The 20,660-nt window shown below is 54.1% G+C and carries 17 protein-coding genes and 1 riboswitch; of the genes, 5 read left to right on the top strand and 12 right to left on the bottom strand.

Going from position 1 to position 20,660, the window contains the following annotated elements:
* Nucleotides 1-148: 148 nt before the first annotated feature.
* From ACMZ66_RS02695 to cobU, 7 genes are all read right to left on the bottom strand, one after another.
* A complete protein-coding gene (locus ACMZ66_RS02695) occupies nucleotides 149-1,684 on the bottom strand; it encodes a cobyric acid synthase (protein ID WP_416934166.1) in 1,536 nt (511 codons plus the stop codon).
* Between the two features lie 62 nt (nucleotides 1,685-1,746).
* The gene (gene cobO / locus ACMZ66_RS02690; protein WP_416934164.1) at nucleotides 1,747-2,373 is read right to left on the bottom strand and encodes a cob(I)yrinic acid a,c-diamide adenosyltransferase; all 627 of its coding nucleotides are present in this window, start codon (nucleotides 2,371-2,373) and stop codon (nucleotides 1,747-1,749) included.
* 53 nt (nucleotides 2,374-2,426) lie between these two features.
* Nucleotides 2,427-3,239, bottom strand: coding sequence for an endo alpha-1,4 polygalactosaminidase (locus tag ACMZ66_RS02685; RefSeq protein WP_416934162.1), 813 nt, complete (start codon nucleotides 3,237-3,239; stop codon nucleotides 2,427-2,429).
* A 150-nt stretch (nucleotides 3,240-3,389) separates the two neighbouring features.
* Nucleotides 3,390-4,088, bottom strand: coding sequence for a hypothetical protein (locus tag ACMZ66_RS02680; RefSeq protein ID WP_416934160.1), 699 nt, complete (start codon nucleotides 4,086-4,088; stop codon nucleotides 3,390-3,392).
* Between the two features lie 179 nt (nucleotides 4,089-4,267).
* Nucleotides 4,268-8,038: a cobaltochelatase subunit CobN gene (gene cobN, locus ACMZ66_RS02675; protein WP_416934158.1), complete on the bottom strand. Its 3,771-nt coding sequence runs from the start codon at nucleotides 8,036-8,038 to the stop codon at nucleotides 4,268-4,270.
* A gap of 99 nt (nucleotides 8,039-8,137) precedes the next feature.
* Nucleotides 8,138-9,178, bottom strand: a complete 1,041-nt coding sequence (cobW, locus tag ACMZ66_RS02670) for a cobalamin biosynthesis protein CobW (protein WP_416934156.1) — start codon at nucleotides 9,176-9,178, stop codon at nucleotides 8,138-8,140.
* 34 nt (nucleotides 9,179-9,212) lie between these two features.
* Nucleotides 9,213-9,740 carry a bifunctional adenosylcobinamide kinase/adenosylcobinamide-phosphate guanylyltransferase gene (gene cobU, locus ACMZ66_RS02665; RefSeq protein WP_416934154.1) on the bottom strand — a complete coding sequence of 176 codons (528 nt, stop codon included), beginning with the start codon at nucleotides 9,738-9,740 and terminating at the stop codon, nucleotides 9,213-9,215.
* A gap of 56 nt (nucleotides 9,741-9,796) precedes the next feature.
* Nucleotides 9,797-9,992, bottom strand: a riboswitch (cobalamin riboswitch).
* Nucleotides 9,993-10,230: 238 nt separating this feature from the next.
* Between cobU and ACMZ66_RS02660 the strand changes: the two genes are divergently transcribed.
* A complete protein-coding gene (locus ACMZ66_RS02660) occupies nucleotides 10,231-10,905 on the top strand; it encodes a hypothetical protein (RefSeq protein ID WP_416934152.1) in 675 nt (224 codons plus the stop codon).
* A 94-nt stretch (nucleotides 10,906-10,999) separates the two neighbouring features.
* Here the strand turns inward: ACMZ66_RS02660 and ACMZ66_RS02655 are convergent, their stop codons facing one another.
* Complete coding sequence (locus tag ACMZ66_RS02655) at nucleotides 11,000-11,611, bottom strand: histidine phosphatase family protein (protein ID WP_416934150.1); 612 nt, start codon at nucleotides 11,609-11,611, stop codon at nucleotides 11,000-11,002.
* Nucleotides 11,612-11,683: 72 nt separating this feature from the next.
* Nucleotides 11,684-12,517 (bottom strand): adenosylcobinamide-GDP ribazoletransferase, encoded by an 834-nt coding sequence (gene cobS / locus ACMZ66_RS02650; protein WP_416934149.1) that lies wholly within the window; start codon nucleotides 12,515-12,517, stop codon nucleotides 11,684-11,686.
* Between the two features lie 252 nt (nucleotides 12,518-12,769).
* On the opposite strand from cobS, the gene cobT reads away from it, so the two are divergent.
* Nucleotides 12,770-13,798 (top strand): nicotinate-nucleotide--dimethylbenzimidazole phosphoribosyltransferase, encoded by a 1,029-nt coding sequence (cobT, locus tag ACMZ66_RS02645; protein WP_416934602.1) that lies wholly within the window; start codon nucleotides 12,770-12,772, stop codon nucleotides 13,796-13,798.
* A gap of 46 nt (nucleotides 13,799-13,844) precedes the next feature.
* On the opposite strand, the gene ACMZ66_RS02640 is transcribed toward cobT, so the two are convergent.
* Nucleotides 13,845-15,074: a hypothetical protein gene (locus ACMZ66_RS02640; RefSeq protein WP_416934147.1), complete on the bottom strand. Its 1,230-nt coding sequence runs from the start codon at nucleotides 15,072-15,074 to the stop codon at nucleotides 13,845-13,847.
* A gap of 340 nt (nucleotides 15,075-15,414) precedes the next feature.
* On the opposite strand from ACMZ66_RS02640, the gene ACMZ66_RS02635 reads away from it, so the two are divergent.
* Nucleotides 15,415-15,999 carry a D-sedoheptulose 7-phosphate isomerase gene (locus ACMZ66_RS02635; protein WP_416934145.1) on the top strand — a complete coding sequence of 195 codons (585 nt, stop codon included), beginning with the start codon at nucleotides 15,415-15,417 and terminating at the stop codon, nucleotides 15,997-15,999.
* A gap of 58 nt (nucleotides 16,000-16,057) precedes the next feature.
* Complete coding sequence (gene rfaE1, locus ACMZ66_RS02630; RefSeq protein WP_416934143.1) at nucleotides 16,058-17,530, top strand: D-glycero-beta-D-manno-heptose-7-phosphate kinase; 1,473 nt, start codon at nucleotides 16,058-16,060, stop codon at nucleotides 17,528-17,530.
* A 17-nt stretch (nucleotides 17,531-17,547) separates the two neighbouring features.
* Here the strand turns inward: rfaE1 and ACMZ66_RS02625 are convergent, their stop codons facing one another.
* Nucleotides 17,548-18,168, bottom strand: a complete 621-nt coding sequence (locus ACMZ66_RS02625; protein ID WP_416934141.1) for a nucleotidyltransferase family protein — start codon at nucleotides 18,166-18,168, stop codon at nucleotides 17,548-17,550.
* Nucleotides 18,165-19,220 carry an adenosylcobinamide-phosphate synthase CbiB gene (gene cbiB, locus ACMZ66_RS02620; protein ID WP_416934139.1) on the bottom strand — a complete coding sequence of 352 codons (1,056 nt, stop codon included), beginning with the start codon at nucleotides 19,218-19,220 and terminating at the stop codon, nucleotides 18,165-18,167. The genes ACMZ66_RS02625 and cbiB overlap by 4 nt, the downstream gene beginning before the upstream one ends.
* Nucleotides 19,221-19,605: 385 nt before the next feature.
* Between cbiB and ACMZ66_RS02615 the strand changes: the two genes are divergently transcribed.
* Nucleotides 19,606-20,658, top strand: a complete 1,053-nt coding sequence (locus tag ACMZ66_RS02615) for a sirohydrochlorin chelatase (RefSeq protein WP_416934137.1) — start codon at nucleotides 19,606-19,608, stop codon at nucleotides 20,656-20,658.
* Nucleotides 20,659-20,660 lie beyond the last annotated feature (2 nt).

Here is a 20,660-nt window from a genome sequence, read left to right as displayed (position 1 = left end):
AAACAGCAATTCACGCGGTTCGTTTCAGGACCGGAATTGCAAAATCTGTCAAACCACGCAACCGGCCCCAAGTAAAGGGTTTCTGCGTGTTTGCGACCCAATTTTCATGATTTTGACCAGCGATGCTGTCAGAAACCTTAAGGGTGGCCTATTTTCCCCGGCTTTTTGCCAGCTCCAGCATGCCATCAAGATCAAGGCAGGCTTCCAGATGATCGGCCAATTCATCAAGGGCTGCGTCGACTCCGGCTTCGAACTGGGTGTTCGCCGTTCTGTCTGATGAACTGATCGTCGCCAAAAACGCGTGACGAAACGCATCACTGCCAAACAGCCCATGCAAATAGCACCCCATCACAAGACCATCTGAACTGATCGCCCCATCAGGCGCGCCCTCCAGATCAAGCCAGCTTCGCGCCCGATCCGGCCCATCAGTCCGGCCCATATGTATCTCATAGCCGGTTACCGGAATATCCGCAGCAAGGTAAGCCGAACCATCACCCGCCGGGTTGATCGTCGCACCGTCAATTTTGGACAGGTGCTTGTTCCCGGCCATGACGGTTTCAACATCCAAAAGGCCAAGAGCAACCTCGGAACCCGGTTCACCTTCAACCCCGTCCGGGTCGTGAACCACACGACCCAGCATCTGATAACCACCGCAAATGCCCATGACGCGCCCGCCGCGTCGATGATGGGCAATGATATCTATGTCCCAGCCCTGTTCCTTCAAGAACCGAAGATCGGCCATGGTCGATTTTGATCCGGGCAGCAGCACAAGATCACAATCGGCCGGGATCACTTGACCCGGCTTGATCACCAGAAGTTCGACATCATCCTCGGCTGCAAGCGGGTCCAGATCATCAAAGTTGGCAATGCGCGGCAGATGGGGCACGGCGATACGAATAATTGCCCGCGCGCCATTCAGATCAGCGCGTTGATATTTCCCGGCTTTTTCCAGTGCGACACCATCTTCAGCCGGCAGTTTTTGCGCGCCCGGCCAGTATGTTGCGATACCGTAACTTTTAAGATCGCAGGTCTTTTCAATGATATCGGTTGCCGTTTCAAACAGCGACACATCACCGCGAAACTTGTTGATCACATAGCCCTTAAGCCAGGTGCGGTCGCCGTCTGATAAAAGCGCATGCGTACCAACAATCGATGCAATCACCCCGCCACGATCAATGTCGCCGACCAGAATGACGGGGACCTTGGCGGCCTCGGCAAAGCCCATATTGGCAATATCGGATGCACGCAGGTTCACTTCGGCGGGTGATCCGGCCCCTTCGACCAGAACAAGGTCAGCATCCGCTGCCATCACCTCAAAACTATCGATCACCTTGGGCAAAAGATCGCGTTTCAGGCGGTAATAATCGCGCGCCTTAGCACTGGTCAGGACCTTGCCCTGAACCACCACCTGCGCGCCGATATCACTTTGGGGTTTGAGCAAAACCGGGTTCATATGCACCGATGTCGGCACACCGGCTGCGCGCGCCTGAAGCGCCTGGGCACGGCCAATTTCACCGCCATCATCGGTGACGGCAGCGTTGTTTGACATGTTTTGCGGTTTGAACGGACGCACACGCAAGCCGCGCCGGGAAAAGGCCCGGCAAAGCCCCGCCACCAGCAAGGATTTACCGACATCCGATCCGGTACCTTGCAACATCAGGGCGGGGACGGCTTGCGTCTTCATTTCTTTATCGAAACTTTCATGTCATCGGCGCAAATGCAGAGAAAATTCAGCAACTTGGCCGATCAGAATTCAACGCCAATCTGCGCCTTAATGCCCTGTTCGCGGAACGGGTGCTTGATCATGGTCATCTCTGTTACCAGATCGGCGGCCTCAATCAGGGTATCGGGCGCATTACGACCGGTCAGGACCACATGCTGATCGGGAAGCTTGTTGGCAAGCGCATCCAAAACGTCATCAAGTGGCAGGAAGTCATAGCGCAGGACGATGTTGATCTCATCCAGGATCACCATCGAATAGCTTGGATCACGCAGCATTTCCAATGCCTTGTTCCAGGCTTCGCGCGCCAGTGCGACATCCTGTGCACGGTTTTGGGTTTCCCAGGTAAAGCCTGCCCCCATTGCGTGGAATTCACACAGATCGGGGAACTTTTTCAAAAGCTTGGCCTCGCCGGTTTCCCAGCCGCCCTTGATGAACTGAACCACACCGACCTTCATGTCGTGACCAACACAGCGCATCGCCATGCCAAAGGCCGAGGAAGACTTGCCCTTGCCTTTGCCGGTATGGACAATGATCAGGCCCTTTTTATCGATCTTCTGGGCCATCATTTTGTCGCGCGCGGCCTTGATTTTCTTCATTTTTTCATCATGGCGCGCGTTGATATCGACGTCTGGCTGGCTTTTATCGGTCATTGTTTCTTCCCTTTGAAGTGCGCGCTTACAATGCGGCGAAATCAGTGCCCGGATCAAGGGCAGTTTTGCGGAGTTTTATCGAGTTCAATCTGCGCAATTACGCCCTGAAAGCCATGACTTTTCGCATTCGGGCAGAAGCTTTGGCGATTTGCACCCTCTTCCACATACTCGACCGCAAAGACGGGTTTCCCCAATGCCACATAGGGATCGAAATCATCCATGAAACCCAAACGATGTGCTGATTCAAGCAAGGCAAAATCCATCCGCCCAACCAAGTCAGGAACGAGCTCCGCCACGTTTTTTTGAGCAATGGCAAGGCCCCGGTCGTGGGCCTGATCAATCAGCCATTCAAGATAGGCCAATTGATCGTCCCTTTTGATATCAAACCCGGTGGTCTTGTTGCTTTGATCGGCTTCAAAGGCATCGATGTTATCGGGCTCAATACCCAGAAACCCCTTTTCGCGGCAAAGATCAAAACGGGCCGTCATCAGATCGGCAAACTGATCAAAGCGACTGATATCAAGCCAATATTCCCCGTCCCACCCCCAATAGGCATTGCCAATCACGGAGTTCGGAAAGCGATCAAAGTCATCGCGCCATTCTTCCACCGCGCCAACATTGATATAGCAAATCGGATAGATGCCCTTTGCACGCCAAGCAGCCACCTGATCAACCGATGTTTCAAATAAATCCGCACCCACCACGCGGATCTCAGGGCTTAAGGCGATCTCGCCCTGCAATTGCCAGTGAAACGGGCCGCTCGGCACGGGCGTCGGGCTTGATGATTGCGCGGCCGCAGGGGCGCCAAATGCAAAAAGACCCGCCATCAAAGCAAGGATTAAAGACAAATAGATGGTGCGGGGCATCGTGGGCCTTCCGGATTTCTAAGGGCGATGACCCAAGAGTGCCCGGCGGATGGAAGCAACACAACCAGCTAAACGCACAAAAGAAAAGTGCGGCCCAATGACCGCACTTTCCACCGCCAAACGGCGGTACCCCCACCCACTAACTCAAATCTAAAGCGTCGCACTTTCACGCGGTGACAGACCAAGATCACCGGTGACAAGATCGGCCCATTTATCGGGTTCGCGCATATCAATATTGCGCAGTTCCGGGCGACGCATGCGGGCCTTGTTAAACAGTTGCAGCCGATCACCGGGTGACATCCGGCGCAATCGCATCAGCGCTGTGCGTACGGCGTCATTGCTTGCATTGATCGGGTTTTGGAAGCTTTGCTCGACGACTTCAAGACGGCGTTCAAGCCAGTCACGGCTGATCACGACCTGTTCGATCAGGGCCTTGAATTCGCGAACCACCGGGAAATGATCAAGGGCGAGATGGGCAACCGAAACGGCCGTGCGCCAGACCTGACGTTCGACCCCTTGCAGATAGCGCCAGTAAATCCGCACCTTGGCATCAATTTCAAATTTGGTTTGATCCGGACCCGGTAGATGATGGGCGAGTTCGGTCATGCCATCATGAAACTCTTCGAATGTGACCGGGCGATGCACGCCATTAAAGCGTTCACGCACGCCAAGGACGGCGCGAATGGCACCGCGGGCCGGACGATAGCGGCCTTCGCCGTGCAAATCGGTACGGAGCCAGTCTGGCGTATCGCAATCAGAAAGCAGGAAGTCGATTATCTCTGCGTGCCCTTTGTGGGCAGGCAAGGGAGTTTGCAAATAGTCAGGCAAACGAACGTTGGTCTTCTCCATCGCGGCCTCCTATCTTCTTGATCACCCTGCTTCCCGGCAGGTGATCTGAAAGGTGTGCCCCGTCCCTCACAACTTCTTAACAGTTGGTTAATTGAGATATGGTGCGAAAACGTAACGTTTCAACTCCCCCGTTTGTTCCCGCAGTAAAATTCTTGTGAATCAAATGCCTTATGGCGGAGCTACACCTTATCAATCAGATCATTGGCGACACTGTTGCGCCGTGGCTGCCACAGGCCGCGTTCAATCGCTTCACGCAATCGATCGCGAATATCGCGCAGCGCGTCGGGATTGTGATTTTCGATAAAGTCGCGCACCTCAGCATCATCAAGGTAGGCGTCATACACCAGATCAAAATGGTGATCCGCGACACAGCGCGCCGTCGCGGCAAAGGCAAACAGATAATCAACCGTTGCAGCGATTTCAAACGCGCCCTTATAGCCGTGGCGCATTACCCCCTTGATCCATTTGGGGTTTACCACGCGCGCCCGCACGACACGGGCGATTTCTTCTTCAAGGGTTCTGATTTTCGGGCTTTCCGGGCGGGAATGATCACTGTGATAAACTATCGGCTGTTTGCCCGACAGACTGCGTACCGCAGATGTCATTCCGCCTTCGAATTGATAGTAATCATCGGAATCCAGAAGGTCATGTTCGCGGTTATCCTGGTTATGGACAATCGCATCGACCTTCGACAAGCGGGTTTCAAACAAATTACGGGCCGCTGTGCCCTCTGCCCCATTGCCATAGGCGTAACTACCCCAGGCGAGGTAAGCATCGGCAAGATCATCTTCATCTTCCCAAAGCTTTTCATCAATCATCGCCTGCAGACCGGCACCATAGGCACCGGGTTTGGAGCCAAAAACACGAAAACCGGCCTGACGGGTTGCCTGATCGGCATCCAATCCGCTTTCGCGAAGCTTTTGCGCCTCTGCCGCCACACGGGCTGCGATCGGGTTGATGTCAGCGGGCTCGTCACTTTGCTCGGACACAGCGCGCACCGCGCTATCAAACAGATCAATCAGACCCGGAAACGCATCGCGGAAGAAACCCGATATGCGCAAGGTGACATCAACGCGCGGTCGGCCCAAAACCGATGCCGGCATGATTTCAAACCCTGTCACGCGGCGCGATGCGCTATCCCAGGTCGGGCGAACACCCATCAGGGCAAGGGCCTGGGCAATGTCATCGCCGCCCGTCCGCATATTACTGGTGCCCCATACCGACAAGCCGAGTGCACTGGGCCATTCACCGTGATCCTGAACGTGGCGCTCAAGCAGCAGTTCGGCCGATTTCCAGCCCAACTGCCAGGCAGCCGGGGTCGGTACAGTACGGGTATCCACGGAATAGAAATTGCGCCCGGTTGGCAGGACATCGGGCCGTCCACGGGTCGGTGCACCAGACGGGCCGGGTTCGACAAACTTGCCCGCAAGGCCACGCAAAATACCGGAAATCTCGGCCGGTCCGCAGCCAGTTACAGCCGGCCGTATATTTGTTTCGATATCGGAAATAACATCACAAACCGCGCCCCACCCCGGATCTGCCTTAACCGTGCCGTTGACCAGATCACGCGCAAGAAGCTCGATCCGTTCAACCGTATCGCCTGTGGTCCGCCAAGGTCCGATATCTTCGCCATCATAATGCGCCAGTATTTCGGGCTTGGTACCCGGCCAGAATTCAGCAAAGGCGCAATCAAGCGGATCAAACGCAGGATCGCCCAGAATGTCCTTGGCAATCGCGCGATGCAGTGATGCTTTTGGCCCCGTGTCCGATCCGCGCGGCAAACGTGCCAGTGCGACCAGAAGGTCGGTCAAAAGATCGCCCTCAGGGGCCTTGCCAAAGATGTGCAGGCCATCACGGATCTGAAGTTCTTTCAGCTCACAGAGATAGTTATCAAGTTTGGCAAGTGCGCTTTCTTCGTCTTCACCCGCTTCAATCCCGCAATCACGATCAAGGCCGATGCGAATGGCAAGCTCAAGAATATCGCGTTTCAGGATAACCAGACGCCGGGGATCAACCGCCGCCGCGTCGTAATATTCATCCACCAGCGCTTCGAGGTCCTTAAGCGGGCCATAGCTTTCAGCTCGGGTCAAAGGCGGGGTTAAGTGATCAAGGATCACGGCCTGCGCACGGCGTTTGGCTTGTGTGCCTTCACCCGGGTCATTGACGATAAAGGGATAAAAATGCGGGGTCGGGCCAAAGACCGCCTCGGGGAAACAATCCGCAGAAAGCGCCAATGACTTGCCCGGCAACCATTCCATATTGCCGTGCTTGCCAAAATGAATGATCGCATCGACGCCAAACACATGGCGCAGCCAGATATAGAATGCAAAATAGTTATGCGGCGGCACCAGATCGGGCGAATGATAGCTTTCAAGCGGGTCAATATTATAGCCACGTGCAGGCTGCAACCCGACCACCACATTGCCCATCGGCAGGATCGCAAGTGCTATGGCATCCTGATCAGGCAAATAGAACGGATCGGATGTTGGATCACCCCAGGCATCCATCACCTGATCTCGGATCGATTTCGGCAAGCCAGCGAATGCCACTTGATAGTCCGCCAATGACAAGGTGACCCGGATTTCACGCCCCGTAAGCGATTTGAAATCATTGGTCGGTCCAGCCTTGACCGCGGCAATCAGCGCATCGCCATCATCAGGCAGGTTTTCAATCTGATAACCCTCAGCCTGCATGGCACGCAGGGTTTCAATCATGCCTGCTGGCGTATCAAGCCCGACCCCATTGCCAAGGCGCGCATCCTTGTTGGGATAGTTCGCCATGACCATCGCGACCTTGCGCGCATCGGCTTTCCCGGTACGCAGCTTGACCCAATTGGCCGCGAGCTTGGCCGTAAAGGCAACGCGATCGCGCACGGGGATGTATTTCACCAGATCAATCTGGGTCAGGTCATCCTTACCTGCTGATCCCTTGAACGAAACCGCGCGCGACAGGATGCGACCATCGACCTCAGGCAATGCCACATTCATCGCAATATCACGCGCAGCCAACCCGTTCACACCATCGCGCCAAGCCTCCTCGCTCCCGCCCGAGAGGACCACCTGAAAAACTGGTACATCGACAACGTCAAATGGCCCGTCAAATCGTTGCGATCCCGGAACAGAAAGCGCAAATCCCGTGGTATTAAGGATCAGGTCCGCCTTGGTTTCCGCCAACCAGTCACTGACCAGCGCACTTGCGACCGGGTCTTTGAGGCTTGCGACAAAAATTGGCAGCGGATTCAGTTTATTAGAAACAAGTTCTTCAACCAGTGCGTCAATCACATCAAGATTGGCCGCCTGCACAAGCGATCGGTAGAAAAGAATAGGTGTAACCGGTTGATTTTCAACCCAATTGGCACGGATTTCATCAAGCCCGGCTTGCGATTTTCCCGGCCAATAGCCCCCGGCTTTTACCAGTGGTGCCGCTGGTGCCCAGTTCCAGTTAACTTGTTCATTTAACTTTTCGTATATAAGACGAAGTAAATTCTCGGAATTTTTCGGACCACCTTCGATCAGGTAGCGCCAGATTTTCTGATATTCGGCCCCTTTAAGCGTTGAAAGCGACAGAAGCTCCGCATCGGGTTGATCATCGCCTGGCAACAAGATCAATGGGATGTCCCTGGATCGCGCAAGGCTGACCAATTGTTCGATGCCATAATCCCAATATCCGCGCCCGCCAAGGATACGAACAATGATGAATTTGGCATCACACAGCACATCATCAACATACAGATCGACCGACATGTTGTGGCCAAGCTGAAGCAGGCTTGCCAAACGAAGGGACGGAACATCATCACCAAATGCATCGACAAGGCGCGTCTGCGCGCCGGCCAGACAAGCAAGCTCGGACTCGGCAGCAGACAGAATGACCACGTCGCCTGGCTGTTGGCCAAGATCGACGGCCTCACTGCCATCTGTCACCATACCGGGCTGGGCTGCGAGTAAATGCATCGGGTGTTCCGTATTTTAAATGCGTTCAAAGTCAAAGATACCGGATGACCTACGCCACCCGGTATCTTGGTATTTCCAGATTAAATATCGCGCAGGCGATCAAGCAGCCTTGATGGCCGCTTCGATTGCATCGCGGTCAATGCCATGCAGGCCAATGACGACCAGTTCTGAACGGCGGCTTTCACCATCCGACCACGGACGGTCAAAGTAACGCTGGAAACGTTCGCCAACCCCCTGGACCACATGGCGCATTGGTTTGCCCGGAACATCCAAAAAGCCCTTGATGCGCAGAACGTCAAATTCACGCACAACATTGACCAGACGCTTTTCCAGTGCTTCGGGGTCATTGATCGCATCAAGCGACACAACAAAGCTGTCGAAATCGTCGTGATCATGCTCGTGACCATCGTCATGATGGCTTGGGCGGCTATCAAGATCATCTTCGGCTGCGGCACCAAGGCCCAGCAGAATGGCGTTTTCCACGCGGGAATGCTCGGTTGCGATAATCTTGACCGACGGCTTTTTCAGCTCGGCACGGATATCCGCCTCGACCTTGATGCGTTCTTCATCGCTCAGAAGGTCAGTCTTGTTCAAAACGACCATATCCGCGCACAGAAGCTGTTCTTCGAACAGTTCTTCAAGCGGGCTTTCGTGATCAAGGTTCTCATCGGCTTCGCGCTGGGCCTGAACCGCATGATGATCATGGGCAAACAAGCCATCACGAAGGGCCGCGCCATCCAGAACGGCCACAACACCGTCCACCGTCACGCGCGAGCGAACTTCAGGCCAGTTAAACGCCTTCACCAGCGGCTTTGGCAGCGCCAGGCCAGATGTTTCGATAACGATATGATCAGGCGGTGTTTCACGGTCAATCAGGCCCTGAATGGTTGGCAGGAAGTCATCAGCCACCGTACAGCAGATGCAACCATTTGCCAGTTCAACCACATCATCCTCCGCACAGCCTTCGATGCCGCAGCCATTGATGATCCCGCGGTCGACACCCAGATCACCAAATTCGTTGATGATCAGCGCGATGCGTTTGCCATTGGCGTTTTCCAGCATGTTGCGGATCATAGTCGTTTTGCCGGCACCCAGAAAACCGGTAATGACGGTTGCCGGGATTTTACCCAATTGTGCCATCTCTAAATTCCTTAAAATTCAATTCTTTATGTTACTATTTGACCTGCATCGGAATGCCCGCGACGACCAAAGTCACCCGGTCGGCCAATGCGGCAATACGTTGATGCAGGCGTCCGGCGTGATCGCGAAAGGTACGCGCCATCGCGTTTTCCGGCACAATTCCAAAACCGACCTCGTTTGACACCAGAAGGATGGGAATGTCCAGTGTTGGCACAAGCTCGCACAGGGCTGTGAATTCGGCGTCGATATCGCGGTCTTCAAGCATCAGATTGGTCAGCCACAAGGTCAGGCAATCGACCAGAACGGGTTTGCCATCAGATGTGTTGCAGGTTCGAAGTGCCGCGCAAAGCTCAAGCGGTTCTTCAATCGTCTGCCAATGATTGCCACGTGATTGTTTGTGAAGGTCGATCCGGTTGGCCATTTCATCGTCCCAGGCACGCCCGGTCGCGATATAGAAGCCGCCGCCGGCCTGATTGATGATGTCTTCGGCAAATCTGCTTTTGCCGGATCTGGCACCGCCCAAGATCAAATGCGTCCCGGCAGGCCGTATCGTTTGGGTCATCCCATACATTCCTCGCCATGGCCTCCCACCGAGGCCCGATTGCGTCGCCACCATGCTTTCGCAGTGACACCTTCGGCTGGTTTCCTGGCTGCGGGCATGAAAGCAATCTGCCTTCCCGGTTTCCCGGTGGCTGGTTCTGCAAGATCGCAAAAACCCAGATTGCCCAACCCGATACAGTTGCGGGGGCAGCATCGGCATCGCACCGATTTCCCATCACCGAACGGTCTGGCGAACGTATCAGGTTTGTTTGCCAAGCCAAAGGCCATTCTCCGTTCGGCCACTGCACCCTAACCGGAAGGTCAGTATTTGTAAGAATTGCCTGCTTGAGAGGGCGGGTCATTTAAGAGAACATCATATTATCACGCTTGAATTCGTGCAGGACGCTCTGCCATCGGGCGTGATCGCCGGGAACATAACAATCATAACCCGGTCGGCCGCAGAAATCTGTGGCGCTAAACTCTTGGGGTAAATTGGAATTTTGCAAGATCAGATGGCAATTAGTGCTCAACTACCAAAAATCCGAAAGCTGAAAACACCAACCTGGATCACTTCTTCGCGTAAGGACATGTGGCTTGGTCTGCTGGATCGCCTGACGACATCCGACCGGTCTTTTCAAAACTTTCTGGAAGAATACGCAACCGAGGACGACATTACGCTCGCCCGTCGGGACGTTCGCAATATCTTCGCGCTTGATCCGTCCAAGGGCGTGATCGCGACAATCATCTGGTCCCATTCACGTGGTATCCGGGTAAATGCCCTGTCGCTTTTGGTGCGTGACCTGCCGACCCTCATCACCTTGATGACGATCCGCGATTTTGGCGAAGAAGAACTCAACGAGCTTTTAGCACAGCCGGGGATATCTGTGCCGACAGCCAGCAAGATGCTTTCAGCCTGTGGCAAAACATATCGCGGCATGTCGGCGGCCATCATCGATGACAATGTCATTCAGGTGATTGAAAACACGTCCTTTGCAGCAGATTTCCCGAATGTCGCAAAACTGCGCAACAAATCGCGCAGCCGACCGGTGCCGTATTACGAAGCTTATCTGCAAGATATCGCAGCGATTTGCGAAAAGCATGATGTTACGGCCGATATGGTTGACCGCTATCTTGCGGAACATGCGCAGGAAGATGTCAGCGCCAATGCTGAACTGAAATCAGCCTGACGCTTAAGTGCTTTTTTGAGTACTTTGGCCACCAACATTTAACAGCATCAAGCCAAACCGGTTTGATGCTGTTTTCATTTCTGCCGATCCGCAATCAGAAACGCTGATTAACAGCTGTCACACGCCAGCCCGGCTCATCCACGCCATCAATATATTCAAGTTTCGTCAGGCCAAGGGTGTCGACATGAAACGAAAGTGCGGTTTCAAGCGACAAGCCGAGCGCATTGGCCATGATTGCGCGCACGGTTCCGCCGTGAATAACGGCGACAATATCGCGCCCCGCCCAATATCGGTTCAGGCGGCTAAACAGCGGTCCGACCCGCTCGACAACGTCCGAGAAACTCTCACCATTGGGTGGATGTTGTCGGGCAAAATCGGTCCAGAATTGGGTGGTTTCACCTTTGGGAAGGTCGTTCCAGTGTTGAAGCTCCCACGCGCCGAAATGCTGTTCGGCAAATCCGGTTTCGCGTTGGGGCGTGACATCTTCGTCAAAAAGTTCCTGAAGCCTTAGCGCGGTATCAAGGGTTCGCGAAAGGTGGCTTGTGACCCAAACAGCATCGCGCGGCAGATGCCGGGCAAGCGCACGCAGGGCTTTTTCATCAGACAGGTCCGCTGGCATGTCGCTTCGGCCATAGACCAGCTTTTCAGGATTGATCACGGGGGCATGGCGGACCAGCCACCAGCGGGTTGTTTCAACTTTTTTCATGGTATCCTCGAAACGGCCCAACCCATAACGCGCGACTGTAAATATGTGCGACGTCAGGTACGCATCATAGCATCACAGCACATTCATCATGGCGATAAATGCAATGCCGATGAAAAGCTCTGCACATAGTTGGGTCGCCCCCAACACATCACCTGTCTGCCCGCCGATCTGCCACCTTGCCACCAGTGAAACCAAGGCAATCGCAATGGCAGCCCCAAGCATCACGGCCAAAGTCACAAAAACACCGCCCAGCACAACACACAGGCCCGCAGCAATCGCGATCCCGGCAAGGATCGGGACCCATCCGGGTCGTCCAGCCCCTTTGCCCAAGCCATTATCGCGCGCTGGCTGCAAGATACGCATGACAAACGGCATCGCCGCGCGTGACATAATCGCCATGATCAAAAACGCAATCGCCGCCTGACCTATGCTTGCCGCCCCATTGAGAACAACCAAACGCAAGCCAACACACAAGATCAGGGCAACCACGCCATAGGTGCCGATATGGCTATCGCGCATGATCTCAAGTTTGCGGGCACGTCCGACACCACCGCCAAACCCATCAGCACAATCGGCCATGCCGTCTTCATGCATCGATCCGGTCAAAAGCACCATTCCGGCAACCGCAAAAATCGCAAAGATCAAGGCATTATCGGTCAGGTAATGCACCAGCATGGCTGGCAGCAAAGCCAACCCCGCCAACAACAGGCCCACAAGCGGCCAGGTCCAAACGGAACGCGCGATCATCACCGACCGGAAATCATCGATATCAAGGACGGGCACCCGGCTGAGCAGCACCATAGCCCGCCAAAAATCGGAAATCAGCGAAGCATCCGCATAGGTATAGCGCCCACCTTCATCGACATTTGCCGACGTATTTTTGGTATGCTCATCTGAGCTTTGCATGTTTGTTTCGTTTTGGTTATGATCTTCGGACACCATCAAATTCCGATTTTCGAACTGGCAATCTGTTGCGCATGAGCCTAGTTTGGGGCCGATTTTCTGCTACACCTCACCGAATTTGCGCCATGCTTGATTGACCCAGGCGGCGTTTGTCGGTGGAACGTCCCATAAAACTGGCTTGTGAACCTAATCCCAACATCCTCAGAAGCCAAGCGGAAGACGCCTTACACAAATTGCCGCCAGCCGGAGACCATGATGTTCAATCCCAAGCACCCGCCGCAAAACCTTGATGAGATCCGGGCACTTCTTGCCGAACTTCCGGCTGCTGATGCGCAGGCCCGGGCCGCTGTCATTGAACGCGAACCGACCTTGACCAAACCTGCCGGGTCTTTGGGACGGCTTGAGGATTTCAGTCTTTGGCTTGCAGGCTGGCAAGGCACATCACGCCCGCGCATGTCGCGTCCGCGTGTAACTGTTTTTGCCGGAAGCCATGGTGTCGTCGCGCAAGGTGTTTCCGCTTTTCCGGCCAGCGTGAACCAGCAGATGGTGGAAAACTTCATCAATGGCGGGGCTGCGATCAATCAGATCTGCAAATCGGTTGATGCCGAACTGCGCGTGATGGAAGTCGCCCTTGAGATCCCGACCAACGATTTCACCCAGGAACCGGCGATGGATGACGAAGGCTGCGCGGAAGCCATGGCCTTTGGCATGAGTGCGATTGAAAAGGGAATTGATCTTTTTGTGCCCGGTGAAATGGGGATTGGCAACACCACCTCGGCCGCAGCCATTTCTCATGCGCTTTATGGTGGCGATGCTGCAGATTGGACCGGACGGGGCACCGGCATTGATGACGATACCCTGTCACGTAAAACCCGTGTGGTTGGCGATGCCATCATCTTGCACAAAAACCAGATGCATGACGGACTTGATGTTTTGCGCTGTGTTGGTGGGCGTGAACTTGCTGCTATGGCCGGTGCGATCCTTGCCGCACGCTTTTCAAATGTCCCGGTTCTTCTGGACGGATATGTCTCTTGTGCAGCGGCGGCGGTCCTTGCCGCCATTCGACCAGACGCCCTAGATCATTGCCTTGTAGGGCATGTTTCGGCCGAACCCGGCCATCGCCGCTTGATTGAAAAGCTTGGCAAGCAGGCTTTGATCAATTTTGGCATGCGTCTTGGCGAAGGATCGGGTGCAGCCCTTGCCATCCCGCTTTTGCGTGCGGCGGCTGAATGCCACAACGGCATGGCAACCTTCGAGAAAGCCGGGATTGACGGCAAAGAATAAGTGCGAAGAGTTTTGATGAGTAAGAAATAGCGCTGGAACCCCGGCGCTATTTCTTTGTTCGCTCGTTCATCAGCTGCTCGACATGGCGGCCCTGGAACATGGTGATATTGATCGAATGACCGAACTTGATCGCCCGTTCATCATCACAACGGCACAGGATCACACGGGTATCACCGGATTCAGCAACTGCTGCACGCATGGCATCGCGATGCTCTTCAACCATATTCTCCATTTCTGGATCCCAGATCATCTTGATCATATCAACGCCAAGCTTGTTGCGGTTGATATAGGGAAGCGACAGGTGGCTGATGCCATCAATACAGATGCGATAACCGCGATCACGGCAGAAATCACGGGCAAAGAAGAACGCACCAAGATCGGCAAAGATGTCGATCTTTTGCAGCTCCAGAACAATCGTCCCGCGCTGACCTGCTTTAACGTTGCTATCAAACGTCAGGAAGTCCGGCGACAGAAGTGTCGAGACATTCAAGTTAATACTGACCGAGCCGGTCACCGAAGCATCGTTGCTGCGTGTCAGAAGCGACAACATGCGGCGATCCAGAATTTCGGTCAGATGCTGGAACAGCCAGCGGTTTGACAGAACATTCACATCCGGCAGAAGCGTTTCCTGCAGATCCTTGATCGAAATGAACAGCTCGTGGAAAACCGGTGTCGGGTTGGCATCACCAACCACGGCACAGATCGCCTGACGCCGCATCAGGTTGGATAGATCCGCACGACGCAGTGATTCATCAATACGCCCCAAAATCTTTGGCGTCAGCGGCGCCCGATCATCACCAAATTCCGGATGGTCATTATGACGTTCGGCAGCCTTGCTTACCACGCGCGGACGATTGGCGTTCGAGCGCACAAGTAACTGGGTGAGGTGCAGGAATTCTTTATATTGCTGCCCGACATCAAAATAGTCGGTGAAATTCGCCGGTGCACCGCTTTCATCCTTGTTATCGCTGATCAAGGGATCATCGTTAAACAGGAATTTCAGACGGAAGATGACGGCATTAACCTCATCCATCTCGGCCGCATCAAAGATGAAGATCAGATCCTGGTTGGACAGCGTAAAGATACGCCCGGTGACTTCCGGCACGATTTCCTCGAACGCTGCAATCGCCGTACGGATATGATGATCGCGGCGGTTAAAGGCCATAAGCTTTGAGAAATGCACATGGATCGCACCAACGCCTTCCTTGCGCCGCTCAAGGCGTCGCACATAGTCGACCAGGAAGGCTTCGGGCGATGGAAGTGTGCTATCAGACATAAATGCAATGACCAGATTATTGTTTTATCGGAATCAGACTGAAACCCTGTCCGCCAGATCTTAGCGACTGTCAATTAACAGGTTATGTATTTAGCATTCATGCATATTGAAACCAAACGCGAAAATGTCTGATTTTGCCCATGATGCGAAAAAGATAAGTCGTAGCTTTCCGCCAACCAAGCTGCTAGTTTCAGCCCGATTTCATATCTGAGTGACAGGGTTATAAACGACATGTGGCGACGCAAACGCGTTTTGGTAACCAATGGCGTTAACTTTACCTTCTCACCCAACCAATAAGAGCGCACCGCAAACACGACTTACTGCAGGATTTGGACGCGTAATGGATATCAAAGCCTTTTTCGATGCCGAGTTTGACGAGCATCTTGATCTGGTGAACAAAACCCGCGAAGCGACCCGTGACGCGTTCATTGAACTGGTCGAGATTTGCACAGACGCGCTCAATGACGGCAACAAGCTGCTGCTTTTCGGTAATGGTGGATCAGCAGCCGATGCACAGCATATCGCAACCGAGTTCACGGTACGCTACATCCATGATCGCCGCGCCCTGCCAGCAATTGCATTGACCACGGATAGCTCCGCATTGACCGCGATCGGCAATGATTTCGGTTTTGATCATTTGTTTTCGCGCCAGATCGAAGCGCTTGGCAACCCTGATGACGTTGCGATTGGCATTTCAACGTCAGGCAACAGCAAGAACGTCAATCTTGGTTTGGCCAAAGCCAGGGAAATGGGCCTGATTGCAACCGGCTGGACTGGCAAGACGGGTGGTGACATGGTCGATCTGTGTAATCCGCTGATGATTGTTCCAAGCAACACCACGGCGCGCATTCAGGAAATGCATATCCAGATCGGGCAGATGCTGGTTGGTGCGCTGGAACATACCCTTGGCCTGACCAAGAAGTAATCGCACTCAAGTTACCCAATCACTGCAGAACCAAACGACAGAACGAAGACAAGATACCATGACTGACCTCAGCCATCTGGCCCGACAGGTAGAACAGCTTACCAACGCCAAAGTCCTGTGCATTGGCGATGTCATGCTTGATCGGTTTGTCTATGGTTCGGTCAATCGCATCTCGCCCGAAGCACCGATCCCGGTCATTCGGGTCGAACGCGAAAGCGCGATGCTCGGTGGTGCGGGTAACGTCACGCGCAACGCTACTGCGTTGGGTGCTTCTGTGCAGTTCCTGTCGCTGGTGGGTGATGATCTTCCAGGTCGCGAAGTCATGGAATATGTCGCTAATGACAAGGGTGTTGAGCCCTATATCCAGACCGAACGCAACCGTCCAACCACCATTAAAACCCGCTATATCGCGAGCGGCCAACAATTGTTGCGATCTGACAACGAAACCACTTCAGACATCGCAGTAGCAACCATAAGCAACCTGTCAGCACTCGCGGGCCAACTGGCCCCAGACGTAGAAGCCATCATCTTGTCGGATTACGGCAAGGGTGTTTTGCATGCCGATGTTGTTGCTGCGGCCATCACAGCCGCACGCAAAGCCGGCAAGCCAGTGATCGTCGACCCAAAAGGAAGCGATTACAGCATCTATCGCGGTGCCACGGTGGTTACGCCAAACCGTGCCGAAGCACAGGCCGCAACCGGGATTGCGGTCAATAGCGATGAAGATGCAATTGCGGCTGCGACAAAGATCATTACCGAATGCGGGATCGACAATGTGCTGCTTACGCGCAGCCAGGACGGCATGACCCTTGTTACCAAGGATGGTGACGCAATCCATCTGCCGACCGAAGCGCGCGAAGTATTTGATGTGTCCGGTGCTGGTGACACGGTTGTTGCCTGCCTTGCATCCGCAATTGCCGCCGGCTCAAGCCTTGCTGATGCCGCGCGCATTGCAAATGTTGCAGCGGGCATCGTCGTTGGCAAAATCGGCACAGCGATTGTTTATCCGGACGAGCTGGTTTCGGCCCTGCATCATCATGACCTGATGATTGGTGAGGCCAAACTGATGCCGCTTGATCGCATGGTGGATCGCGCAGAACGCTGGCGCCGCAAGGGGTATAAGGTCGGCTTTACCAATGGATGCTTTGATCTCTTGCATCCGGGTCATTTGAGCCTTCTGAAACAAGCACGTGGCAATTGCGATCGCCTGATTGTCGGGCTTAATTCCGATGCATCTGTCAAGAGGCTCAAGGGTGAAAGTCGCCCGGTACAGTCCGAAGCCGCCCGTGCAGCCGTTCTGGGATCACTTGAAACTGTCAGCGGTGTGGTCATTTTTGGTGAAGACACGCCTATCAACCTGATTGAAGCGATCAAGCCTGACATTCTGGTCAAGGGTGCCGATTACACCATTGATAAGGTTGTCGGTGCCGAAATCGTCCATGGCTATGGCGGCAAGGTCGTGCTGGCCAATCTTGAAGATGGCTTTTCAACCACCTCCACCATTGCCCGGATGAATAAAGACAAGGACTAGGTCGTTTTTTCGGACCTTTACCGATCACCTTCTGGCCAAGGTAAGACGTCCAATTCCGGCCAAATCTCCTTCCAGCGAGCGACCTTTTGCTCATAGACCCTGCGAATGGGTAAACGGGTATTTGGCACGATGCGCTGATTGATCAATGCGTCCAAGCCGAACGGTGCATAGATGCGGTAGGCATCAATTGAGCTGCCAGCATCCACCTTGCGCACCCCGACCGCCGTTGTTTGATAGGCAAAGCGGTCAATACCGTCACTGGCCGCCGCCACAACACCATACTCTATCCCGAATTTCTCCGGATACCAGATCGGCACACGGGCCTGATTGCGAATTTCGACCGTGACGGGCAAATCGGCAAATAACTCAGTGCCTTTTGAGATGACCTTATCCTCCGTCGCCCATGACGTATCGGGATCGAAATAAAATAGGTCATAGTCAAGAATGCCATGCTCCGACGCACGGCCAGACTGGATATTCCACACCGTTTGGGCAAGACACCCTGCCGCCAGCCACCAGTCCGAAAAGCCAAGATTTTCTGCCCGATCAAGGATTTCGCGGTTAAAGGCATTCTTTAGGGCGTGATCGAGAAAAAGCGCGCCATGGGCAAGTTCACTTGGCTTTTGCCCGATACTCATGCCCCGACCCAAAGAAGCTTGAGGATAATCGGCCAGGCAGCATTGATCAGGCAAGCCAAGCCAAAAAGCCGAAGTGCGCGATCAATATCCGCAGCATCAAGGTCCCGCCGACCCGTTCCGATATAGGGATCATCAACGATCTCATCCCCGTATTGGCGCGGCCCTGCCAGCGAGAAATCAAGCGCGCCTGCAAAGGCGGCCTCTTGCCAACCGGCATTGGGTGATTTGTGTTTCTTGGCGTCCGCCAGCATCGTATGCCATGCGGCCCTGCCATTCGTTTTTGCGCCAAGAAATGCGGCAAGGCAGATTACCCCGCCCGAAATCCTTGCGGGAATGAAGTTCACAACGTCATCAAGCCGTGCAGCAAAGCGCCCGAAATACAAATAACGTTCGCTTCGATGGCCAATCATGGAATCTAGGGTGTTGATCGCCTTATAGGCGCAAATGCCAATCGGTCCTGCCAGCACATACCAAAATAGCGGGGCAACCACCCCATCCGAGAAGTTCTCGGCACAGCTTTCAATGGCAGCGCGGCTGACCCCGGCTTCATCAAGTTTGTCCGGGTCCCGGCCGACAATCATCGAAACGGCATACCGCCCGCCCGCAAGACCATCCTTTTTCAGCGCGACAGAAACCGCTTTGACATGCTGATAAAGCCCTTTCTGCGCGATGAGAACCGCAACGACCAATATCTCAAAGAAAAGGAAGATTTCGCCGAAACTGGAAATGAACTGGACGAATGCACCAAACAGACCTGCGGTGATTATGACAGCTAAGCTGGTCACAGCACCGCGCAGGATCAGGTCCTTGGGACTGCGTTCCGGGCGGTTCAGGCGTTTTTCAAACCAGCTGATCAGATTGCCAACCCAGACCACCGGGTGGCCAATGCGCGAAAACAGCCACGGGAAATCGCCAAACACCCAATCGGACACCAGTGCAAGCACAAGTATCGTGAATAGCGGTCCGGAAAAACCAGATACCGGGATCAGAAATTCAGCAAATGACAGGTCCATTGGCGCAATGTGCGCGGCAAAGTCAGGCGCGTCAATCACTATGACCGGGCTTTGGATAAGTCCCTAATCCCACATGACGATTTGCCATGGCGTGATTGCTTTGCTAGAAGACTTCATACGATTTTTATTTTTATCATACAATAAGAAAGCCCGGTTCGCGTTTGCCCGCATTTGATGGCAATTTGCGTCAAAACCCACGTCAAAGGATACTTCACCTGCCACTACATCTTCGATATCGGGCGGCATCACGCCCACAATAAGTAGTATTTTCGCCCCCCACGCCACCTGCGATACATCTTCTGTTACCTGCCGCTTGCATTCCGCAGGCCAATCGGTGAAAACGGGGGTGGCATCGGGTACCGCAATCGCGCAGATCGCGTATTGCGAAGAACACCATCAGAGAGAGACAAAGGAGCAGCCTTTTATGTCCCCCAAAGGCGCAGTAATGATTTGCGGTCACGGTTCGCGCGATGAACGCGCGGTTTCACAGTTCAACGCCATGGTTGAAACGATGAAACAGACCCACCTGGCCGACTATGATGTCGAAAGCGGCTTTCTCGAATTTGCTCACCCGATCCTGCGTGATGGCTTTGAAAAACTCAAAGCGCTTGGCCACAAAAAGATATATGCCCTTCCGGGTATGTTGTTCGCCGCTGGCCACGTCAAAAATGACCTGCCGAGCGAAGTGAACAACTTCGCCCATGAAAACCCGGATATCGAAGTTCTGTTCGGTCGCGATCTGGCGATTGATCCCAAACTTCTGATGGCTGCAAAAGACCGCATCGAAGAAGCCATTGCCGATATTGATGACAGCATCGATCGCAAGGACACGCTTCTGATGGTTGTTGGGCGCGGTACGAACGATCCGGACGCCAATTCGAACGTCTATAAAGTCGCACGCATGCTGCAAGAAGGCATGGGCTTTGGCCGTACCGAAATCAGCTATTCCGGCGTTGCACATCCGCGCGTCAATGCGGGCCTGCGCGAAGCGATGAAGCTTGGTTACAAGCGCGTTGTCGTTTTCCCGTATTTCCTGTTTGCCGGCATTCTGATCGACCGCATCTATAGCCATACCGACGAAGTTGCCGCTGAATTTGGCGATGTCGAGTTCATCAAGGCAGGCTATCTCAAGGACCATCCGATGGTGCTTGAAAGCTTTGCCGAACGTCTCGCCGAGATCGATACCGGCGACAACAACATGAACTGTCAGCTGTGCAAATATCGCGAGCAGATCATTGGTTATGAAGGCGATGTTGGCACCCCGCAGGTTGGCCACCACCATCATGTGATGGGCATTGGCACCGATGGTCACAGCCACGGGCATAGCCACGGCCACCATCACCACGGTCATGGTCATGGTCATGGTCATCATCATGGCCACAGCCACGATCACGGTCATAGTCACGATCACAGCCATGACCATGGACACAGCCATTCCCACGATCATGGCGATGCGAACAAATCGACCGGTTCCTGACC

The sequence above is a fragment of the Thalassospira sp. genome (genome assembly GCF_048059015.1).
Classification (GTDB): Bacteria; Pseudomonadota; Alphaproteobacteria; order Rhodospirillales; family Thalassospiraceae; genus Thalassospira.
This window is presented reverse-complemented; position numbering and strand designations above follow the sequence as displayed.

Coding starts and splice junctions, on each gene's coding strand:
- ACMZ66_RS02695 (WP_416934166.1), bottom strand. CDS start 1,684: ATGAAGACGCAAGCCGTCCCCGCCCTGATGTTGCAAGGTACCGGATCG.
- ACMZ66_RS02635 (WP_416934145.1), top strand. CDS start 15,415: ATGGATATCAAAGCCTTTTTCGATGCCGAGTTTGACGAGCATCTTGAT.
- ACMZ66_RS02680 (WP_416934160.1), bottom strand. CDS start 4,088: ATGGAGAAGACCAACGTTCGTTTGCCTGACTATTTGCAAACTCCCTTG.
- ACMZ66_RS02640 (WP_416934147.1), bottom strand. CDS start 15,074: ATGTCTGATAGCACACTTCCATCGCCCGAAGCCTTCCTGGTCGACTAT.
- cobN (WP_416934158.1), bottom strand. CDS start 8,038: ATGCATTTACTCGCAGCCCAGCCCGGTATGGTGACAGATGGCAGTGAG.
- cobW (WP_416934156.1), bottom strand. CDS start 9,178: ATGGCACAATTGGGTAAAATCCCGGCAACCGTCATTACCGGTTTTCTG.
- ACMZ66_RS02655 (WP_416934150.1), bottom strand. CDS start 11,611: ATGAAAAAAGTTGAAACAACCCGCTGGTGGCTGGTCCGCCATGCCCCC.
- ACMZ66_RS02660 (WP_416934152.1), top strand. CDS start 10,231: ATGGCAATTAGTGCTCAACTACCAAAAATCCGAAAGCTGAAAACACCA.
- rfaE1 (WP_416934143.1), top strand. CDS start 16,058: ATGACTGACCTCAGCCATCTGGCCCGACAGGTAGAACAGCTTACCAAC.
- cobS (WP_416934149.1), bottom strand. CDS start 12,517: ATGCAAAGCTCAGATGAGCATACCAAAAATACGTCGGCAAATGTCGAT.
- cobT (WP_416934602.1), top strand. CDS start 12,770: ATGTTCAATCCCAAGCACCCGCCGCAAAACCTTGATGAGATCCGGGCA.
- cobO (WP_416934164.1), bottom strand. CDS start 2,373: ATGACCGATAAAAGCCAGCCAGACGTCGATATCAACGCGCGCCATGAT.
- ACMZ66_RS02685 (WP_416934162.1), bottom strand. CDS start 3,239: ATGCCCCGCACCATCTATTTGTCTTTAATCCTTGCTTTGATGGCGGGT.
- ACMZ66_RS02615 (WP_416934137.1), top strand. CDS start 19,606: ATGTCCCCCAAAGGCGCAGTAATGATTTGCGGTCACGGTTCGCGCGAT.
- ACMZ66_RS02625 (WP_416934141.1), bottom strand. CDS start 18,168: ATGAGTATCGGGCAAAAGCCAAGTGAACTTGCCCATGGCGCGCTTTTT.
- cobU (WP_416934154.1), bottom strand. CDS start 9,740: ATGACCCAAACGATACGGCCTGCCGGGACGCATTTGATCTTGGGCGGT.